This is a genomic window from Flavobacterium sp. M31R6, assembly GCF_013284035.1.
Lineage (GTDB): Bacteria > Bacteroidota > Bacteroidia > Flavobacteriales > Flavobacteriaceae > Flavobacterium.
Map to the genome: position 1 here is coordinate 211,592 of NZ_CP054141.1, position 17,846 is coordinate 229,437.

Consider the following 17,846-nt stretch of genomic DNA (forward strand, 5'->3'; position numbering starts at 1 on the left):
AGTTTATAATTGATTAACATGGAAAAAGAAAAAATTTTTGAATTAATCAGAAAAGAGGAAATCTTATTATTTGCAGGTGCAGGTTTGTCAAGGTATGCTGGATATCCTTCAGGCAAAGAATTGGCAGAACGAATGCATGCCGGATTAACACCAAGCGAGCAGGAGGAAATTGAGTTAACTTTTAATTTACTTCAAGTTACAGAAGATATCTACAATATTAAAAACGGGAATAAAAACTACTTAATTAATATTTTAAAAAATGAGTTTCAAAAAGAACCTAATTCCACTGAAACTCATCAACTTTTGGCAAAAATTCCACAAATCAAAACGATTATAACTACTAATTACGATGATCTTTTTGAAAGAACAAACAAAAATCTGGAAGTGATTCGTAGAAGCTCTGATTATTCAATTGCTAATACCAAAAAACAAGAATTATTTAAAATACATGGTGACCTTACTGATACTAAAAATATTATTTTAACAAAGTCGGATTACAATAATTTTTTCATTGAAAACAAAGATGAAACAATTTTTTGGACGGCAGTCAAAGATAGGTTAGCTTCCAAACATATTTTATTCATTGGGTATGCTTTAGAAGATGAAAACATAAGGTTTATGTTTGAAAGAATATTGAGAGAATTAGGCGACGTGAGAAAAGAATTGTTTTTTGTAGCTCCATCAATTAATCTACCCACAAAGAAATTTTTAAATCGAAAAGGTATTAATTATATAGAAAGCTCTGGGGAAGACCTAATTAAAGAAATAGATGAAGATTTAAAATTAAATTATATTCCTGGACTAACTAAAGGGGATGGTTCTGCAGATACGGCATTTAATTATGGGTTATTAAATCAAATCGACTTTCAAATTAGCAAACGCAAAGATGCTTTACAAATTGGCAAATTTTCTTCACTACAAGGTTTAGGAAGATCGGAAATAAAATTTAATCTCGAATTACCAGACGACAAAAAGGATAAAATATTAGATGCACTCAATGGTAAAAATTTTGATGATGTCATATTGGATGCTGAAATCATCAAAGACTTTAGTCATTTTTTTAACGATATTCGGATTTCGAATAGAGACAATATTAAAAAATTATGGGTAAAAAAAGTTCCTCATATTCATGGTAATTTTGAATTTGTTTTTGAAGATGGGTTTGAAATGGACAATTATAAAATGGAGATTTTTATAATTAATCCTGAAGAAAACAAATCTCATATAAAAATTGTGTTTATTGATTTTACGGTAATTATTGAAATTATTTTTAATGACGACAATACGCAATATAAAATTAATATTCATCCAAACAAACTGATTTCTTCTGTAAAAAGTGGTTTAAACTTTTACAATATAATTTCAAGAATAGTTAATAATCAAACATTTAAACTCTTTAAAGAGAACAAACTATTTTATGCCTATGACAATAGAATCCAATTTGAAGAAGATACTTTTGACGCCAAAACTCTTTTAGATTACTTTCAGAAATTAAAAAAAATTGAGCAACATTTTAACGTGAAATTTTCTAATCTAGACTTTAATCAGATAAATGAAAAGATTGTGGAGAAAGTAATAGCATATATAGAAAATAGAGCTCTTATAGTTAAATTTGACGGATTAACTTTCGTAAATAAAAATAGAGATGAGATAAATAGTTTATTAGAAACATGTAAAGACAAAGGAGTTTTCCTAGCGTCGGAAAATATTAAGTCGACTTATTCTTTACATGGTTTGGATTTTGAAACAGGTTATTTAAACCAAATTATTGTAGATGCTTTTATAGTGAATAGAGAAGATTTAATAAAAAACAATACGAATAAAGTTGAGTTAAAAAGTAGATCTGAATCTATGCAAATTCAATTTTGTGAAGAGAAAGACATGCTTTTAAATCAACATAATTCAGAGCAGTAAACTAATAAATGTTTTCATATAACATTTAATTAGGTTGATATAATTAATAGTTGACTAATATAACAAATGGAAAACTTAAAAGAATTAGTAGAACGATTAAACTTATCGGATGAATGCACCGATTTGGAAGCAAAACGAGCTTCCGAAATAGGTAAATCAGTGCTGGAAACCGTTTGTGCTTTTAGCAACGAACCAGGTCTTGGTGGTGGTTATTTGCTATTAGGGGTTGAAAGAGAAGATGAGGTTACAAGCTTGTTTCCAAGCTATATTGTTTCTGGAATCCCTCAAGAAAATCTTGATAAGATACAGGCCGATTTAGCCAATCAGTGTGCCGAAAACTTTAATATTCCTATTCGACCTCAAATCACAGTTGAAAAAACGACTGCAGATAAATATGCGATTGTAGTTTTTGTTCCCGAACTAAGTCCGGAACAAAAACCGCTGTTTCTTAAACACAAAGGCTTGCCACAAGGAGCTTATCGACGTATTGGTTCTGCAGACCACAAATGCACTGAAGATGATTTGGTGATTTTTTACCAAGGAAACGAAACCTTGGATAAATCCATTATTAAAGATGCCGATTTGGATGATGTGTCGGAGGAAGCGATTTCCCTTTATAGACGATTCAGAAAAAATGTCAATCCTTCTGCGGAGGAACTTACCTATGATGATAATGATTTGTTGAAAGCGTTAAACGCAATCCGAAAAAGCAACGGAATCTTTCAGGTTACCTATACCGGATTATTATGCTTTGGATCAAGAATGGCACTCCGTAGATTGTTGCCTATGGTAAGAGTCGATTACATTCGTGTAAGCACCAACAAATGGATTGAAGACGCAGACAAGCGTTTTGATGCAACGCTCGATATGAGAGGTTCCCTTTTGGAATTGGTGCAACGTATTATTTCAACAATTTCAGATGATTTACCCAAAGGTTTTGTACTAAACGACAATAACATTCAGGCCAAAAATATAGGGTTGCCAATGCGTGTTTTACGTGAAGCCGTGGTGAATGCGCTAATCCATCGTTCATACAGAGAAAATAGCCCTATACAGATTATTCGATATCCAAACAGAATTGAGATTATAAATCCGGGGTTTTCATTAAAAACCGAAGACCAATTGGGCGAACCGGGTTCTGTAAATAGAAACCCTTTTATATCCGCAATTTTCCACGAAACCAACTTAGCTGAAACCAAAGGAAGTGGTATTCGTACTATGAGAAGCTTGATGGAAAAAGTCGATATGATGCCTCCTACTTTTGAAAGCAGTAGAGAAAACAACACTTTTACGGTAAGGCTCTTATTGCACCACCTGCTAAATGAAGAAGATATTCATTGGTTAAATAGCTTCAGTAATTTCGATTTGAATGATAATCAAAAACGAATTTTGATTTTCGTTCGGGAAGTAAATGCAATCGATAATTCAACTGCCAGACAAATCAATGGTTCCGATATTCTTACGGCAAATGCCGATTTAAGAAAATTAAGGGAATTGGATTTATTGAATCAAAAAGGCAAAAGTAAATTCACATATTACACCACTTCGGAACTTCTGAAATCCTATATTTCCAACGAAGAGGAAATCCTTAGTGCACTACCTCTAGACCTTAGTGCACTACCTCCTGCTCTTAGTGCACTACCCCTCGAGGATGACATTCCTAGTGAATTAAAACAACTGATCGAATCATTAGGAAAAAGAACCAACGATAAGGAAAAAATAACAGATGTTATTCTGCGTTTATGTGCACATAAACCCATGAAAAGTAAAACAATAGCGCAAGTTTTGGGGAAATCTGAAAAATATATTTTTAGGGAATTTTTAAAACTGTTATTAGATGAAAAAAAATTAAATTATACCATTCCAGATATGATTAATCATCCCAATCAGGCTTATATAACAATTGTAAAAACAGACGAAAAAGCAGAATAAGATAGCTTAGTGCACTAGTTAAAAGTATTTACTGCACAACAATACTTATTGAGAAAAGTTAGAAGCGATTTAGAGAATTGCTAACTAAATTTTTCGTGTGTGTTAAGTTTATATTTTCTGGGTGAAAGATAGTTTTTAGAATGAAGAGCAAAGATGTCGTACATCCGACATTTTTAGAATATCTTTTAAACACATTCTTTGTGTAAGTATATAAACAAGTTTTCCAAAATTATAAAAAGAATATGAAAAGAAAGTTACTGCTAAAAATAAGAGAATGGCTCTTCTGTATCATTCATTTATTAACCAAGTGCTATAGAAAACTTAATGGGATTCATAAATTCGATAACAAGCAAGGTTTGCAAGACTTTGCTCCTAAAAGACTTCGAGGAAATCAAGATAAATACAGCGAAAGTTTAAAGTATTCAATTGACAATCCAAATATCAAAAACGTTGCTCTGTCAGGTGCTTATGGTTCCGGAAAAAGCTCTATTATAAAGACTTTTGAATATAAATATTCTCACTATAAATGTTTGAATATTTCTTTAGCAACATTTGATGAGAATGTGCCCAATAATAAAGAAATTGAATTTTGCATTCTAAAACAGTTGTTTTACAAAGTCGAACAAAATAAAATACCCGAATCACGATTTAAACGTATTGAAAACCACAAATATATTGGTTGGAAGGCGTTTGCTTTTTTGTTATGGCTTACTTCTCTTGCGCATTTTTTAGAAATAGAATCTCTGAATAAAATTACTGAGCTATTTAATGTGAATTATTATAGTAAGGTAGCAACAATATTTTATTTCTTTTATTTAATTGGTGGAATTGCATTTTTGCTGTATAAAATGATGGGATTTGTTTTGAATTTTAAATTGACAAAACTTAGTTTTCAGAGTGCAGAGATTGAAAATGCAGATACTAAAAAAAGTAAAGATTTTGAAAATGAAATAGATGAAATTTTGTATTTTTTTGAGAGGAATATTGTTGATATTGTGTTCTTAGAAGATTTGGATCGATTTGGAAATACGAGCATTTTTATCAAACTCCGTGAAATAAATTTTTTGATAAACAATTATGAACCTATAAAAAAGGACAGAAAAGTGACTTTTGTTTATGCTGTTCAAGATGACACTTTCAAAAAAGATGAAAGAACCAAATTCTTTGATTTTATTATTCCGGTAATCCCAGTTATAAATTACAGTAATTCTGGTACAGAATTATTAAACAAAATTGATATTAAAGAAGACAAGATTGAAAAGTCTTTTATAGACGAAGTGTCTCTTTATTTATCAGACAAAAGAACGTTGATTTCTATTGTCAACGAATATAAAATGTATAAAAAGATTATTGGTACAGATTTAGACAAAAGAAAACTTTTGGCTATGATGATTTATAAAAACATTGAACCTACCGACTTCGATAAACTAAACAATCAGGAAGGTTTTGTTTACAGTGCTTTTAATAAAACTCATCTTTTAATTAGGTCTTCAATTAACAAAATTGGCACTGATATAACTGCATTAGATGAAAAATTAAAAACCACAAATTATGAAGCTTTAAATAATATAAAAGAACTTAGAAGTTTATATATACTTGAGTTTTATAAAAAGATACCGCAAAATCAAAACATTCTCTGCCTCTACATAAATGGCAAACAATGTCGCATAAACGATTTAATAGAAGACATAAACTTTGAACTATTCTTAAAAAGTTCAAATGTAGTTTATTATTACACTGGTGATTATGGTGGATTGCAGACCAACAATAGTAATATTTCTTTTAACCAATTAGAAGGTGAAATCGGCAACTATAATGAACGTTTAAAAACAGTTCAAAATAAACAATCTGAGCGTTTAAATGAAATAAAAACAGAATTAGATAAATTAAAAAAAGAAAAAGAAAATCTAAAATCAAAAAATTTATTTCAAATTTTAAAAACCGAAAATTCTAAAAATTATCTTTCGCATGTTTTAAAAAATAATTCCTTACAAAATCAAAACCTGGTCAATTATCTTTTGAGAAACGGTCACATTGATGAGAGTTATTTGCATTATATATCTCATTTCTATGCTGGAAGTATTAGTAAAAATGATCACGACTTTTTATTATGTTTTACTAATGGAACCGTTCAACCCTTTAGCCATAAATTAGACGAACTGGATAATTTATTTTTAAAACTAAAAGATATTCCCGATTACTTTGATAGAATACAAATTTTAAATTATTCGCTTTTAGATTATTTAATCAAAAATAGGCGGGAAAAAACAAGTGATGAACTACGAAGAGTTTTAAAATTAATAATCATCAATACTCCTCATCAGTTCATTGATGATTATATTAATTACGGAGAAGAAAAAAATATAAAAGATTTTATAATCGGGCTAAATTCTCAATGGGAAATAAACAGAGAGTCAGGTTTTTGGTCCCAAATTTTACCTATATATACTCTTGAAAAACTGAAATTTTATCTGAATTTATTGTTTTCTTGTGCTGGCAACAAAAAGGTAAAAGAATTTATTAATCGATTTGATGTTGAGAAACAAATACCAATATTTTTATCGGAATTAGAAGATGTTGCTTATTTTGAGGATAATAAAATCAAATTAATTGAATTTATTTCTGCGGAAAATGTAAAGTTTGGAAATCTTAAAGAAATCTCTAATAAAGAAATCTCTGACTTCATTTATAATAATAGTTATTATCAGATAAATGAAAAAATGATTGAATTGATTATAAATCGATATGCGACAAATGCAATTGATTTGGAATTGTTAAAAACAGCCAATTATACAACAATAAAAAATTCGGGTGCTACAAAATTAATTCAATATGTCAACTTAAATATTGAATTTTACATTAAAACGATTTTCTTAAAATTAGAAAACAATTGTAACGAATCTGAAGAAGTTATTATTGATTTACTGAATGATAATTATGAGGTTTTCGAACTAGAATTATTAATTGAAATCATTAATAAAAATCAGACTCCAATACGAGATATTTCTAAAATTAATGAAGTCAACTTATGGACTGAATTATTGCAAGACGATAAAATTGCTGTTACTTGGGAAAACTTGTTGTATTACTATAAAGAGAAAAAAGAATATGATGTCACTTTAAACGATTATTTGAATAATGAAAAACATTATGATAAATTAAGCAAAACCAAAATAAATAAAAACTTTGATGAAGAAAACTCTCCTTTTGTTAAAGATTTTCTTATTGAATTATTTACGAGTGATTTGAAAACAGAAAGTTTTGCAAAATTAATTTCGTCATCGCCATATTTCTACGAGGGGATAGAAAAATTTAAGACAATCTCTAATGATAAAATGAAATTGTTGATCCAAAACAGAACAATTCGTTTAAACAAAACAGTTTGTAAATCAATCAGCGAAAGCTTCCCCGAGCTACTTATTTCATTACTAGAAAAGAATAAGGATGAATTCATAAATAATGTGGGAGATTATACTTTAGACTCTTCGATTATTATAAAATTAATCGATTCTGAAATATTTGATTCTAAACAAAAAATAGCGGTAATAGATAACACTCCAGAGTCCATACTTATGGAAAATCAAAGCATTGCTATAAAAGTTAGTCATTTATTGTCGCAAAACCCGAAAACACAAGTAAGCATAGAGCTATTAAAAGTGTTACTTACACAAAGCCAATCGATCGAAGACAAAGTAAAGTTGTTTAATTTATACTATATCGATTATGACGGATCTGAATTAGAAAATATCATTGAATTACTTGGTGAACCGTACTCAAAAATAACAAAAGGGAAGAGGCCTCAATTTAATAATAATAGTTATAATCTTGATTTTGTAACAAAAATGAGAGGTATTTTCATTAGAAATTTTGAAATTATAGATAATAATAGATTTATTCAAACAAGCTCAAAAAAAGTATCTAAAATATAAATGAAACCATATTTCCGAAGTCTCACGACTTCGGATTTTTTTGTTTTAACAAAACCATATTTTTTAAAGAGATACGAATAAGCTCTGACACTATGATATTGTTGATAAATACGATTAATTGTTAAAAAGTTTGCGTAATAATATGCTTCTGTATATATTTGTCCCAATCGTACCAGTAGCGCTTCCCGTAAGAACAGCCTTCTGGTCTTTTTTTTTATAACTACATGGCTAACAAAGATCCAAAAACAGTAACGGAACAAATTGAATTATTAAGACAAAGAGGTTTGTTATTTCATAATGAAGAATTAGTGCCTCATTTCCTTGAAAACATTAGTTATTATCGTTTAAAAGGATATTGGTGGGAAATGCAATCTAATAAAGTACAACACAAATTTGACGATAACAGTTACTTTGAAGAAGTTATAGATTTATATAATTTCGACAGACATTTACGTCTACTGATGTTTGATGCAATAGAAAGGATTGAAGTGGCTTTGAGAACAAAATTAATTTATCATTTATCACTGACTTATGGCCCATTATGGTATTTAGATTATTCCATTTTTACAGACGGAATAAATCAAATGTCAATAGCTGGTCATTTAAGTAATGAAATTACAAGAAGTAAAGAACAATTTATAATAGAGCATAAAAGTAAGCACAAAAATGAATTACCCGAAGCATGGAAAGCATTGGAGGTCGCATCAATGGGGTCATTATCTAAAATATATAAAAACCTAAACCATCAATTACCAGAAAAATCCACAATTGCTTTACAATTTGGGTTTAATTCTCACAGCGATTTTTCAAGTTTTCTAGAAGCAACTACAGTAATAAGAAATGTAATAGCGCATCATTCCAGGTTATGGAATAATAATATTACAATTAAATATTTGTGGCCAAAAAATTTAAAAAAAAATCCTATCACTTATATTCCAGACGAAAATCAAAGAGCTAAATTATTTCCTTTATTTTCACTAGTAGTTTATACATTAGAAAATGTTAGTCCAAATAGTTCTATCAAAGGTAAGTTCTATAGTTTATTAGATGAGTATCCAAACGTTCCTGTACACAAAATGGGTTTCCCGGAAAATTGGCGAACGCAACCAATATGGGTATAATAGAGAATACCTCAATCAGCACATAAAATAGTCGTTTGTTATACAATTCCAAAATTTCAATGGAATGTAGAATGCTATAACATCATCACGTTAAACATCACGGGCAATCAAGCGGTCTCACTCCAGTCGTTTGCTTTGTTCCGTTCGGCTGTTCCAGTCGGTCGTCGGTAGAAAAAGCCTCCTCCCTCCATTCCACAGTCCGCTCGTCAGCATAGCGTCGGCCAGCCCTGAAAAAGGGCAGGCCACCACTATGCTTCCTCGCCCTCATCTCCACACGCTCTCTTCCTGCGTTCGGCGGGGCTATCACATCCACAATACAGTCCCACAGAAAAAGTGGGACAGTATTCATGTCTGTCGCCCCTAGTTTTTTCGGCGGTTGCTCCTTCGCACAGCCATCGGAGTTTGCGCCGTTATCACTTTGCACTTGAATAAGGAACTCCCCGCAGAAAAAGCGGGACTGATTTTATAGTTACCCCGCCGTTTCACGCTCATACCCGCTACGTTTCGCTCCGTGCCTCCGCTGTACTTCCGCATCTATGGTGGCAGTTCGATTGCCGCAACCCCGCCACTGCGCTCCTCATCCGCAAAAAAAGTTCCTTGCCACGAAGAAGGGGCGTCACTTTTCTTGCTTCTTGCGGTGCTTGGGGGTGTTAATCGCCGATTACAGGAGAACTTTCCCGAAAAAGTAAATCAAGAGCATCGTGCTAAAAAAAATAAAAAAAGAAAGTAAAGCTAAGTTCCGGTTTCAAAAAGTAAAGTTCAAGCCCTCCGGGTTTTTGAAAAAATCTCCACCCTCACATTTCCATATCAACAGCCGATTATACTATGACACTTCCGATTCTTAAAAACTGTTGAGGTAGTATTTTTTCAAAAAAAACTTGACTTATTTTGAAACCTCCACTAATGCGAGGACTTTCTTTTTTTTCTTTTTTTCTTTGTGAAAATTATAAAGGAAAAAACCGTGGATCGATAATCCTTCTGATTATAAAAAAGTAAATTTATCAGAAACTACATTTACATTCGTAAAAAATGAAGTTTTTGTATTATAAAGTTGAAATAATTTTAGATTAAGTTCTCAAAGGCGAAATCTAAATCTGTAGTGTTGAAATCTTCCAAATAAGTTTCAGTTGTTTTAATAGATTGATGTCCTAAGGCTTGCTTAATCATAACGGTATTGATACCTTTTTTTAAAGATATTGTTGCGAAGGTGTGTCTAGCAGTATAAAAAGTCACTTTGTTTTTAATACCACATTGGAGTGCAATAATGTTGAGAAGTTTTCCATAATAATTTAAAACACTTTTTTTTCTATCTCTCAATTCTTCTTTTGTGTATAGCTTTTCATCTTTGTCTAAAATTGGGAAAATATAATCGGTATCAAATGGTCGATAAATTTTAAAGTAGTTTAGAATAGTTTTCGTATAATTATTATTTGGAATTTTTACATTTAATTTTACTTGCGTTTTATTTCTAATATACGAAAAACTGCTTAAATCAACATCTTCCCATTTTAACTCAGCTACATCTGTGAAATTCATGCCTCGGCAGTAAAAACTAAATAGATAAGCATACAATGCTTTCGCACCCTCTTTGTTTTCAGATATGTCATAGTCCAGTAATAGTTGTAAATCTTGTTTACTTAAAGCCTTCTTTACTTTACTGGATTTCAATTTTGAAATTATATAATCTTTAAAAGGATAAAATTCACTAGAAACAATTTTAGATTTTATTGCTGAGTTATATATTGCTCTAATATTGCGCATATATACGCCAATACCACCATCGTTACAGTCATGAGCTCGTAAATGAGATTCAAAAGCTATTAGAAAATCGTAATTAATTTTTGTAAAATCGTAAGTTATAATTGTTGATCTAAATCTCATAAGAGCAGAAATGGTGTCACGATAGGAACAGCTTGAACTTATTTTTCCAGATTCTTTTAATTGAAGTTTTCTCTCCTCAAAATAAGCGATAAAGCTTAGTTTTTTAACTTCTTCAGGTCTAAATAAAGAGTCAAATGATTCAAGAGAATAGCTATGACCTTCCTCAATCATTTTATTTAATATTTTGGAAGCATCTTGTTTTATCGAATTTAATATTCGATTACATTGCAAATAATTTGGGAATTTAGATGTAAATTCATTTGCTTTGTTGTTCCAAAATTTTGGTAATACATTGTAAGGGGTTTTGTAGAATTTCGATTTTCTGTTTATCGTTATTCTTAAATTAATTGGAAAAGTGCCATCATTAAGCATTGTTTTTTTTAGGATGATTTTTACACTAGCTTTCATTTTTAATATTTTTAAAAGTTCAACATACGTACAACAAATGCATACATATTGTGAAGTAGGATGAAACAAAAATATTTTTTAAAAATGATAAATAGCTATAATACAGTAGCTTTGAAGCTAAATGCAATTAAATACAAACAATAATAGTCTATCTCATAATCAGGTGGTCCCTGGTTCGAGCCCAGGTGGGACCACAAAAAACCCCTCATATCGATTGATATTGAGGGGTTTATTTTTTTTTAGAATCCACAAAGAGTCTTCTCTTATACACTTTAACCACAAAAACATACAATTCATCGTAATCCTGACTAGAAAATATCATAAGTACAAAAAAAACAGTAACTTAGTTGTAGTAATCACCCCAAGGTTACAAACAAGATCTACCTTGTTTTCTTGTAAGTATTAGATTAACTTTAGCTTAATAAAGTTAATTTTAACGTCAAAAGTATCATTTTATAGAATTATCGTTTGTCTCTCAAAAAATATATCTATAACTTCGCGGCATTAAATTATTTATATAGTGTTAGGAGTTTTAAATCAAAAAAGTTCTTTTATTATTTAATAAAAATGATTTATTACTTTATATAAATTTATGAAAATTATCAAAAATAAATTTTTACTCTGCATTTTACTCCTCCTTACAGGAGTAAGCGGATATTGCGATGACCCACCTCCTCCAGAAGAAATCCCACCAGATTTACCAATTAATGAAAATATCAATATTTTACTATTTATAGCCTTGCTATTTGGTTTCTATATCATTTACAAACACATTCAAAACAAAAAAGCGTCAATTTAAATTGACGCTTTTTTTATACCAGCTAAATTGCAGTTTATTTATTCCCATATAACCTGGAAACATACTTCCCAATTACATCAAATTCCAAATTTACTTTGGTTCCAACAACAAACGAATTAAAATTAGTATGTTCGTGTGTATAAGGTATAATTGCTACGCTAAAATTACTTTTACCTGAATCCACTACAGTCAAGCTAACCCCATTTACTGTAATAGAACCTTTTTCTATTGTAATATTTTGCAAAGCAGAATCATACTCAAAGGTATAAAACCAACTTCCATTAGTTTCTTTAACCAAAACACAAGTACCTATCTGGTCGACATGACCTTGTACAATATGCCCATCCAGGCGATCCCCTAATTTCATCGCTCTTTCCAGATTAACACTGTCCCCTACCTTCCAACTTGAAATATTGGTCTTATTTATAGTTTCCCCTATTGCAGTAACCGTATAATGATGCCCTTCTATGGCAACCACTGTTAAGCATATTCCGTTATGAGCAACACTCTGATCGATTTTCAACTCTCCCGTTATCGAAGATTCAACAGTAACATGAATATTATCCTGCTCTTTTTTAACTTCTTGGACAATCCCAAGTGTTTCAATAATTCCTGTAAACATTTCTTATTTTATTTTACTAAATTTGCACTTCAAAATTAGCAATAAATAACTAGAGGACATTATGAAAAAAGCAGAAAATATAATCGTAGGAATTTCAATAGGAGATTTAAACGGTATTGGAAGCGAAGTCATTCTAAAAACATTCGAAGACTCTCGCATGTTAGAATTATGCACTCCTGTTATCTTTGCCAACGTAAAGATACTTTCGTTCGTCAGAAAGAATTTTGAATCCACTGTCGCCTTACACGGTATCGACAAATTGGATCAAATTGTGATCGGCAAAGTCAACGTCTTCAATCTTTGGAGAGAAGGAATTGATTTAAACCTTGGAACAAATGATGAAAAAGTAGGTGAATATGCTATAAAATCATTCGTAGCCGCCACCAAAGCACTAAAAGAAGGCGTTATAGACGTATTGGTCACAGCACCTATAAATAAATACAACATTCAATCAGAAGAGTTCAAATTCCCAGGACATACTGATTATTTAAACCAAGAACTAGAAGGTGATGCCCTAATGTTAATGGTGCAAGACAACCTAAGAGTTGGTTTATTAACAGATCACATTCCTATTAATGAAGTGGCTTCACATTTAACCGAAGAGTTAATCTTTAAGAAAATCGAAACCATCAATCGAACTTTGATTCAGGATTTTAGCATCAACAAACCCAAAATTGCCGTATTGGGACTTAATCCACATTGCGGAGATGGCGGAGTTATTGGAACCGAAGATGACACTGTATTGAAACCCGCATTGAAAAAATTATTCGAAAAAGGAACTTTAGTTTTTGGCCCTTTCCCGGCAGACGGTTTCTTCGGCAGCAATCAATATGAAAAATATGATGCTGTTATTGCAACCTATCACGATCAAGGCTTAATACCTTTCAAAACATTATCATTTGGTAATGGAGTAAACTATACCGCTGGGTTGAACAAAATAAGAACTTCCCCAGATCATGGAACTGCTTATGATATTGCCGGAAAAAATATAGCCGACTATAATTCTTTCAAAGAGGCTGTTTATCTTGCTATTGATGTGTATAATTCAAGAAATCAATACGCGGAAATCAGCGAGAAGCCTTTAAAAACAAAAGAAAAACAGTTATAAACAAAAAAAGGTGAATAACATTATTAGATTTCCAATTATTTTATATCTTTGCACTCCCGAAGTTTAGGGCAAATTGTTGTTGAAATGAGCAAGACAAAAGAATATGTAATTCCTTTCGTAGGATTGAAGCTAGGGAAACACAAATTTGAGTATCAAATTAATAATGCGTTCTTTGAAATCTTTGATTATAACGAATTTCAAAATTCAGATATCAAAGTAAATGTAGTTTTAGACAAAAAAAGCAACTTATTAGAGATTAGCTTCAAACATCAAGGAACCGTCAACGTACCTTGCGATCTTACAAACGAAGATTTTGATTTACCAATTAAAGGTAAAATAAAATTAATTGTTCGATTTGGAGATAGTTATAATAATGACAATGAAGAGTTGTTAATATTGCCTTTCGGAGAATTTGAAATAGACATCACTCAATATATATATGAGATGATTGTACTTTCAGTACCCTTAAGAAGGGTGCATCCAGGAATAAAGGATGGCAGTTTAAACACAGAAGCTTTGACGAAACTGAAAGAATTGACAATTAAAGAGCAGAAGAAAGAAAAAGAAGAAGAAAAAGAAGAGAATATAGACCCACGTTGGGACAAATTAAAGCAACTATTAACGGATAAATAATATAGTAAAATGGCACATCCAAAGAGAAAAATCTCGAAAACTAGAAGAGACAAAAGAAGAACACATTACAAAGCTACTGTAGCTCAAATCGCCACATGTCCAATTACTGGAGAAGCACATTTATACCACAGAGCTTACTGGCATGAAGGAAAAATGTACTACAGAGGACAAGTTGTTATCGATAAATCTGTCGTAGCTCTTGCTTAATACGTTTTTGTAAATAATACTGGAACTCTCACTTCGTGAGAGTTTTTTTTGTTGTTTATAATTTCCTTAAATAAGAAAACTTAAAACTATTAGTTTAGTTTTTTTATTGTAATTTTAGAGACTTTTAAAAATTTTGCAAATGGCAACATTTGGCAATAAATAATCGCATATAATGAGTACAATTACAGCCGCAATTACCGCAGTTGGTGGTTATGTTCCGGACTTTGTTCTTTCAAACAAAGTTCTCGAAACTATGGTCGATACAAATGATGAATGGATAACCACACGCACCGGAATTAAAGAAAGAAGAATACTGAAAGATGCCGATAAAGGAACTTCTTTTCTTGCTATAAAAGCTGCAGAAGATTTAATAGCAAAAGCAAACATTGACCCTCTCGAGATAGATTTAATTTTAATGGCAACTGCAACTGCAGACATGCCAGTAGCCTCTACAGGTGTATATGTAGCAACCGCAATTGGAGCAACAAATGCATTCGCTTATGACTTACAAGCCGCTTGTTCTAGTTTCCTTTACGGAATGTCAACAGCAGCTGCTTATATCCAATCTGGAAGATACAAAAAAGTGCTACTTATAGGTGCCGATAAAATGTCTTCAATTGTAGATTATAAAGACAGAGCAACTTGCATTATTTTTGGAGATGGCGCAGGAGCTGTTTTGTTTGAACCAAATTATGAAGGTTACGGCTTACAAGATGAATACTTACGAAGTGATGGTGTTGGTCGTGATTTCTTGAAAATTCCAGCTGGAGGTTCCCTTCTTCCAACAACTATGGAAACCGTAAATGACAACAAGCACAATATCATTCAAGATGGAAAAACCGTTTTTAAATATGCGGTTACCAATATGGCAGATGCAAGTGAATTGATTCTTAAAAGAAACAATTTGACTAATGAAGATGTGAATTGGTTAGTACCACACCAAGCTAACAAACGTATTATTGACGCTACAGCTCATCGAATGAACTTAGAAGATGCCAAAGTATTGATGAATATTGAAAAATATGGAAATACAACTTCGGCTACATTACCTTTAGTACTATACGATTTTGAACATGTTTTCAAAAAAGGAGACACTATCATTTTCGCTGCTTTTGGCGGCGGTTTTACCTGGGGATCCATTTACCTAACTTGGGCTTACGATAAAAAATAAAATAAACTAAAAAGAAATAATTATGGATTTAAAAGAAATTCAAAATCTAATCAAATTTGTAGCAAATTCAGGTGTTGCAGAAGTAAAATTAGAAATGGATGATGTTAAAATCACCATCAGAACTACTTTAGAAGGAAACGTTACCGAAGCAACTTATGTACAACAATTACCTGTACAAAACGCTCTTCCTCAAGCTGCCGCTCCACAACAAATAGCTCCTGTTGCTGCTGCCCCAGAAGCTCCAGTAGTAGAAAACGCACATTATGTTACTATAAAATCACCAATTATTGGTACTTTTTACAGAAAGCCTTCTCCTGACAAACCAATGTTTGTTGAAGTGGGTAAAACAATTGCTAAAGGTGATGTTCTTTGTGTTATTGAAGCGATGAAATTATTCAATGAAATTGAATCTGAAATATCTGGTAAAATTGTAAAAATATTGGTAGACGATATGTCTCCAGTAGAATTTGACCAACCTTTATTCTTAGTAGATCCATCATAAGAAATTTTGAATGATGAATTTTGAATGATGAATTTATCTCATTCAAATAATTTAAAATTTATAATTTATAATTTACAATTTCAAGAAGATGTTTAAAAAAATACTAATAGCAAATAGAGGAGAGATAGCACTACGTGTCATTCGAACTTGTAGAGAAATGGGTATCAAAACGGTAGCTGTTTATTCTACTGCAGATGCCGAAAGCTTGCACGTGAAATTTGCTGATGAGGCCGTTTGTATCGGACCACCTCCAAGTAACCTATCTTATTTAAAGATGTCCAATATTATTGCCGCTGCCGAAATCACAAACGCAGATGCAATTCACCCTGGTTACGGATTCCTTTCTGAGAATGCAAAGTTTTCTAAAATTTGTCAAGAACACAATATAAAATTCATCGGTGCATCTCCAGAAATGATTGACAGAATGGGTGATAAAGCTTCTGCAAAAGCCACGATGATCGAAGCTGGAGTTCCTTGTGTACCAGGTTCAGTTGGAATCTTAGAATCTTTTGAACAAGCAGCAGAATTAGCCAATAAATTTGGATATCCTGTAATGTTAAAAGCAACTGCCGGTGGTGGAGGTAAAGGAATGAGAGCTGTTTGGGCTCCAGAAGATTTACTAAAAGCATGGGAAGGTGCGCGTCAAGAATCAGCAGCCGCTTTCGGAAACGACGGAATGTACCTTGAAAAATTAATTGAAGAGCCACGTCATATCGAAATCCAAGTTGTTGGTGATTCATACGGTAAAGCATGTCACCTTTCAGAAAGAGACTGCTCTGTTCAACGTCGTCATCAAAAATTGACCGAGGAAACTCCTTCTCCTTTCATGACCGACGAATTGCGTACAAAAATGGGCGAAGCAGCTGTAAAAGCAGCAGAATACATAAAATACGAAGGTGCTGGAACTGTAGAATTTTTGGTTGACAAACACAGAAACTTTTACTTCATGGAAATGAACACTCGTATCCAAGTAGAGCACCCTATTACAGAACAAGTTGTTGATTATGACTTAATCCGTGAGCAAATCCTAGTAGCTGCCGGTGTGCCAATTTCCGGTAGAAACTATCTTCCACAATTGCATGCTATCGAATGCCGTATCAATGCTGAAGATCCTTATAACGACTTCAGACCGTCTCCAGGAAAAATCACTACGCTACATATGCCAGGTGGTCACGGAGTACGTCTTGATACACACGTGTATTCAGGTTATACGATTCCGCCAAATTACGATTCGATGATTGCCAAATTAATTACTACAGCCCAAACTCGTGAAGAAGCTATCAGTAAAATGAGAAGAGCATTAGACGAATTCGTAATCGAAGGTATCAAAACTACCATTCCATTCCACAGACAGTTGATGGATGATGCCAGATACATCGCAGGGGATTACACCACTGCCTTCATGGACGATTTCAAAATGAACGACCCCGAATAAATTAATTCAAATATCCAATCCCATTCTCTCAACAGAATGGGATTTTTTTTGGCCTTATACCAACCAGAACAATTCTCTTTAAAAAGTATTATGGCGTGCCACCATCTAGAAAAAGGGCTATATACTTTGTCGTCATTGCCCTTTTTCTAGCTGCTGTCAGGCTATCCGCGCTACTTCGGTAGCT

13 protein-coding genes are annotated in these 17,846 nt (G+C 32.1%); 11 read left to right on the forward strand and 2 right to left on the reverse strand.

The features are described 5' to 3' along the window. Positions 1–18 precede the first annotated feature (18 nt). The 4 genes from HQN62_RS00925 to HQN62_RS00940 all read left to right on the forward strand — a co-directional run bounded on the left by HQN62_RS00925 (position 19) and on the right by HQN62_RS00940 (position 8,896). Complete coding sequence (locus HQN62_RS00925; RefSeq protein ID WP_173502969.1) at positions 19–1,914, forward strand: SIR2 family protein; 1,896 nt, start codon at positions 19–21, stop codon at positions 1,912–1,914. A gap of 66 nt (positions 1,915–1,980) precedes the next feature. Next, positions 1,981–3,846: an ATP-binding protein gene (locus HQN62_RS00930; RefSeq protein WP_173502970.1), complete on the forward strand. Its 1,866-nt coding sequence runs from the start codon at positions 1,981–1,983 to the stop codon at positions 3,844–3,846. 242 nt (positions 3,847–4,088) lie between these two features. Next, positions 4,089–7,775, forward strand: a complete 3,687-nt coding sequence (locus HQN62_RS00935; RefSeq protein WP_371811627.1) for a YobI family P-loop NTPase — start codon at positions 4,089–4,091, stop codon at positions 7,773–7,775. Between the two features lie 224 nt (positions 7,776–7,999). Next, the gene (locus HQN62_RS00940; protein WP_173502972.1) at positions 8,000–8,896 is read left to right on the forward strand and encodes an Abi family protein; all 897 of its coding nucleotides are present in this window, start codon (positions 8,000–8,002) and stop codon (positions 8,894–8,896) included. A gap of 1,062 nt (positions 8,897–9,958) precedes the next feature. Here HQN62_RS00940 and HQN62_RS19055 read toward each other — a convergent pair. Next, the gene (locus HQN62_RS19055; RefSeq protein ID WP_173502973.1) at positions 9,959–11,185 is read right to left on the reverse strand and encodes a site-specific integrase; all 1,227 of its coding nucleotides are present in this window, start codon (positions 11,183–11,185) and stop codon (positions 9,959–9,961) included. A 592-nt stretch (positions 11,186–11,777) separates the two neighbouring features. On the opposite strand from HQN62_RS19055, the gene HQN62_RS00950 reads away from it, so the two are divergent. Further along, positions 11,778–11,984, forward strand: a complete 207-nt coding sequence (locus HQN62_RS00950; RefSeq protein ID WP_116796840.1) for a hypothetical protein — start codon at positions 11,778–11,780, stop codon at positions 11,982–11,984. A 34-nt stretch (positions 11,985–12,018) separates the two neighbouring features. Here the strand turns inward: HQN62_RS00950 and HQN62_RS00955 are convergent, their stop codons facing one another. Next, positions 12,019–12,606, reverse strand: coding sequence for a riboflavin synthase (locus HQN62_RS00955; RefSeq protein WP_173502974.1), 588 nt, complete (start codon positions 12,604–12,606; stop codon positions 12,019–12,021). Positions 12,607–12,664: 58 nt separating this feature from the next. Between HQN62_RS00955 and pdxA the strand changes: the two genes are divergently transcribed. From pdxA to accC, 6 genes are all read left to right on the forward strand, one after another. Continuing rightward, positions 12,665–13,714 (forward strand): 4-hydroxythreonine-4-phosphate dehydrogenase PdxA, encoded by a 1,050-nt coding sequence (gene pdxA / locus HQN62_RS00960; RefSeq protein WP_173505492.1) that lies wholly within the window; start codon positions 12,665–12,667, stop codon positions 13,712–13,714. Positions 13,715–13,798: 84 nt separating this feature from the next. Beyond that, positions 13,799–14,347 (forward strand): YceD family protein, encoded by a 549-nt coding sequence (locus HQN62_RS00965; protein WP_173502975.1) that lies wholly within the window; start codon positions 13,799–13,801, stop codon positions 14,345–14,347. Positions 14,348–14,356: 9 nt separating this feature from the next. Then, complete coding sequence (gene rpmF / locus HQN62_RS00970; protein ID WP_100432852.1) at positions 14,357–14,554, forward strand: 50S ribosomal protein L32; 198 nt, start codon at positions 14,357–14,359, stop codon at positions 14,552–14,554. Positions 14,555–14,726: 172 nt separating this feature from the next. Beyond that, positions 14,727–15,725, forward strand: coding sequence for a beta-ketoacyl-ACP synthase III (locus tag HQN62_RS00975; RefSeq protein WP_116796836.1), 999 nt, complete (start codon positions 14,727–14,729; stop codon positions 15,723–15,725). A 22-nt stretch (positions 15,726–15,747) separates the two neighbouring features. Further along, on the forward strand, positions 15,748–16,227 hold the full coding sequence (gene accB, locus HQN62_RS00980) for an acetyl-CoA carboxylase biotin carboxyl carrier protein (protein ID WP_116796835.1): 480 nt from the start codon (positions 15,748–15,750) through the stop codon (positions 16,225–16,227). Positions 16,228–16,315: 88 nt separating this feature from the next. Then, complete coding sequence (accC, locus tag HQN62_RS00985; RefSeq protein WP_116796834.1) at positions 16,316–17,662, forward strand: acetyl-CoA carboxylase biotin carboxylase subunit; 1,347 nt, start codon at positions 16,316–16,318, stop codon at positions 17,660–17,662. The last annotated feature ends 184 nt before the right edge of the window (positions 17,663–17,846 follow it).

Excerpts from the sequence above, each read along its gene's own strand:
- HQN62_RS00925 (WP_173502969.1), top strand. The coding sequence starts at position 19 with ATGGAAAAAGAAAAAATTTTTGAATTAATCAGAAAAGAGGAAATCTTA.
- HQN62_RS00930 (WP_173502970.1), top strand. The coding sequence starts at position 1,981 with ATGGAAAACTTAAAAGAATTAGTAGAACGATTAAACTTATCGGATGAA.
- HQN62_RS00935 (WP_371811627.1), top strand. The coding sequence starts at position 4,089 with ATGAAAAGAAAGTTACTGCTAAAAATAAGAGAATGGCTCTTCTGTATC.
- HQN62_RS00940 (WP_173502972.1), top strand. The coding sequence starts at position 8,000 with ATGGCTAACAAAGATCCAAAAACAGTAACGGAACAAATTGAATTATTA.
- HQN62_RS19055 (WP_173502973.1), bottom strand. The coding sequence starts at position 11,185 with ATGAAAGCTAGTGTAAAAATCATCCTAAAAAAAACAATGCTTAATGAT.
- HQN62_RS00950 (WP_116796840.1), top strand. The coding sequence starts at position 11,778 with ATGAAAATTATCAAAAATAAATTTTTACTCTGCATTTTACTCCTCCTT.
- HQN62_RS00955 (WP_173502974.1), bottom strand. The coding sequence starts at position 12,606 with ATGTTTACAGGAATTATTGAAACACTTGGGATTGTCCAAGAAGTTAAA.
- HQN62_RS00965 (WP_173502975.1), top strand. The coding sequence starts at position 13,799 with ATGAGCAAGACAAAAGAATATGTAATTCCTTTCGTAGGATTGAAGCTA.
- rpmF (WP_100432852.1), top strand. The coding sequence starts at position 14,357 with ATGGCACATCCAAAGAGAAAAATCTCGAAAACTAGAAGAGACAAAAGA.
- HQN62_RS00975 (WP_116796836.1), top strand. The coding sequence starts at position 14,727 with ATGAGTACAATTACAGCCGCAATTACCGCAGTTGGTGGTTATGTTCCG.
- accB (WP_116796835.1), top strand. The coding sequence starts at position 15,748 with ATGGATTTAAAAGAAATTCAAAATCTAATCAAATTTGTAGCAAATTCA.
- accC (WP_116796834.1), top strand. The coding sequence starts at position 16,316 with ATGTTTAAAAAAATACTAATAGCAAATAGAGGAGAGATAGCACTACGT.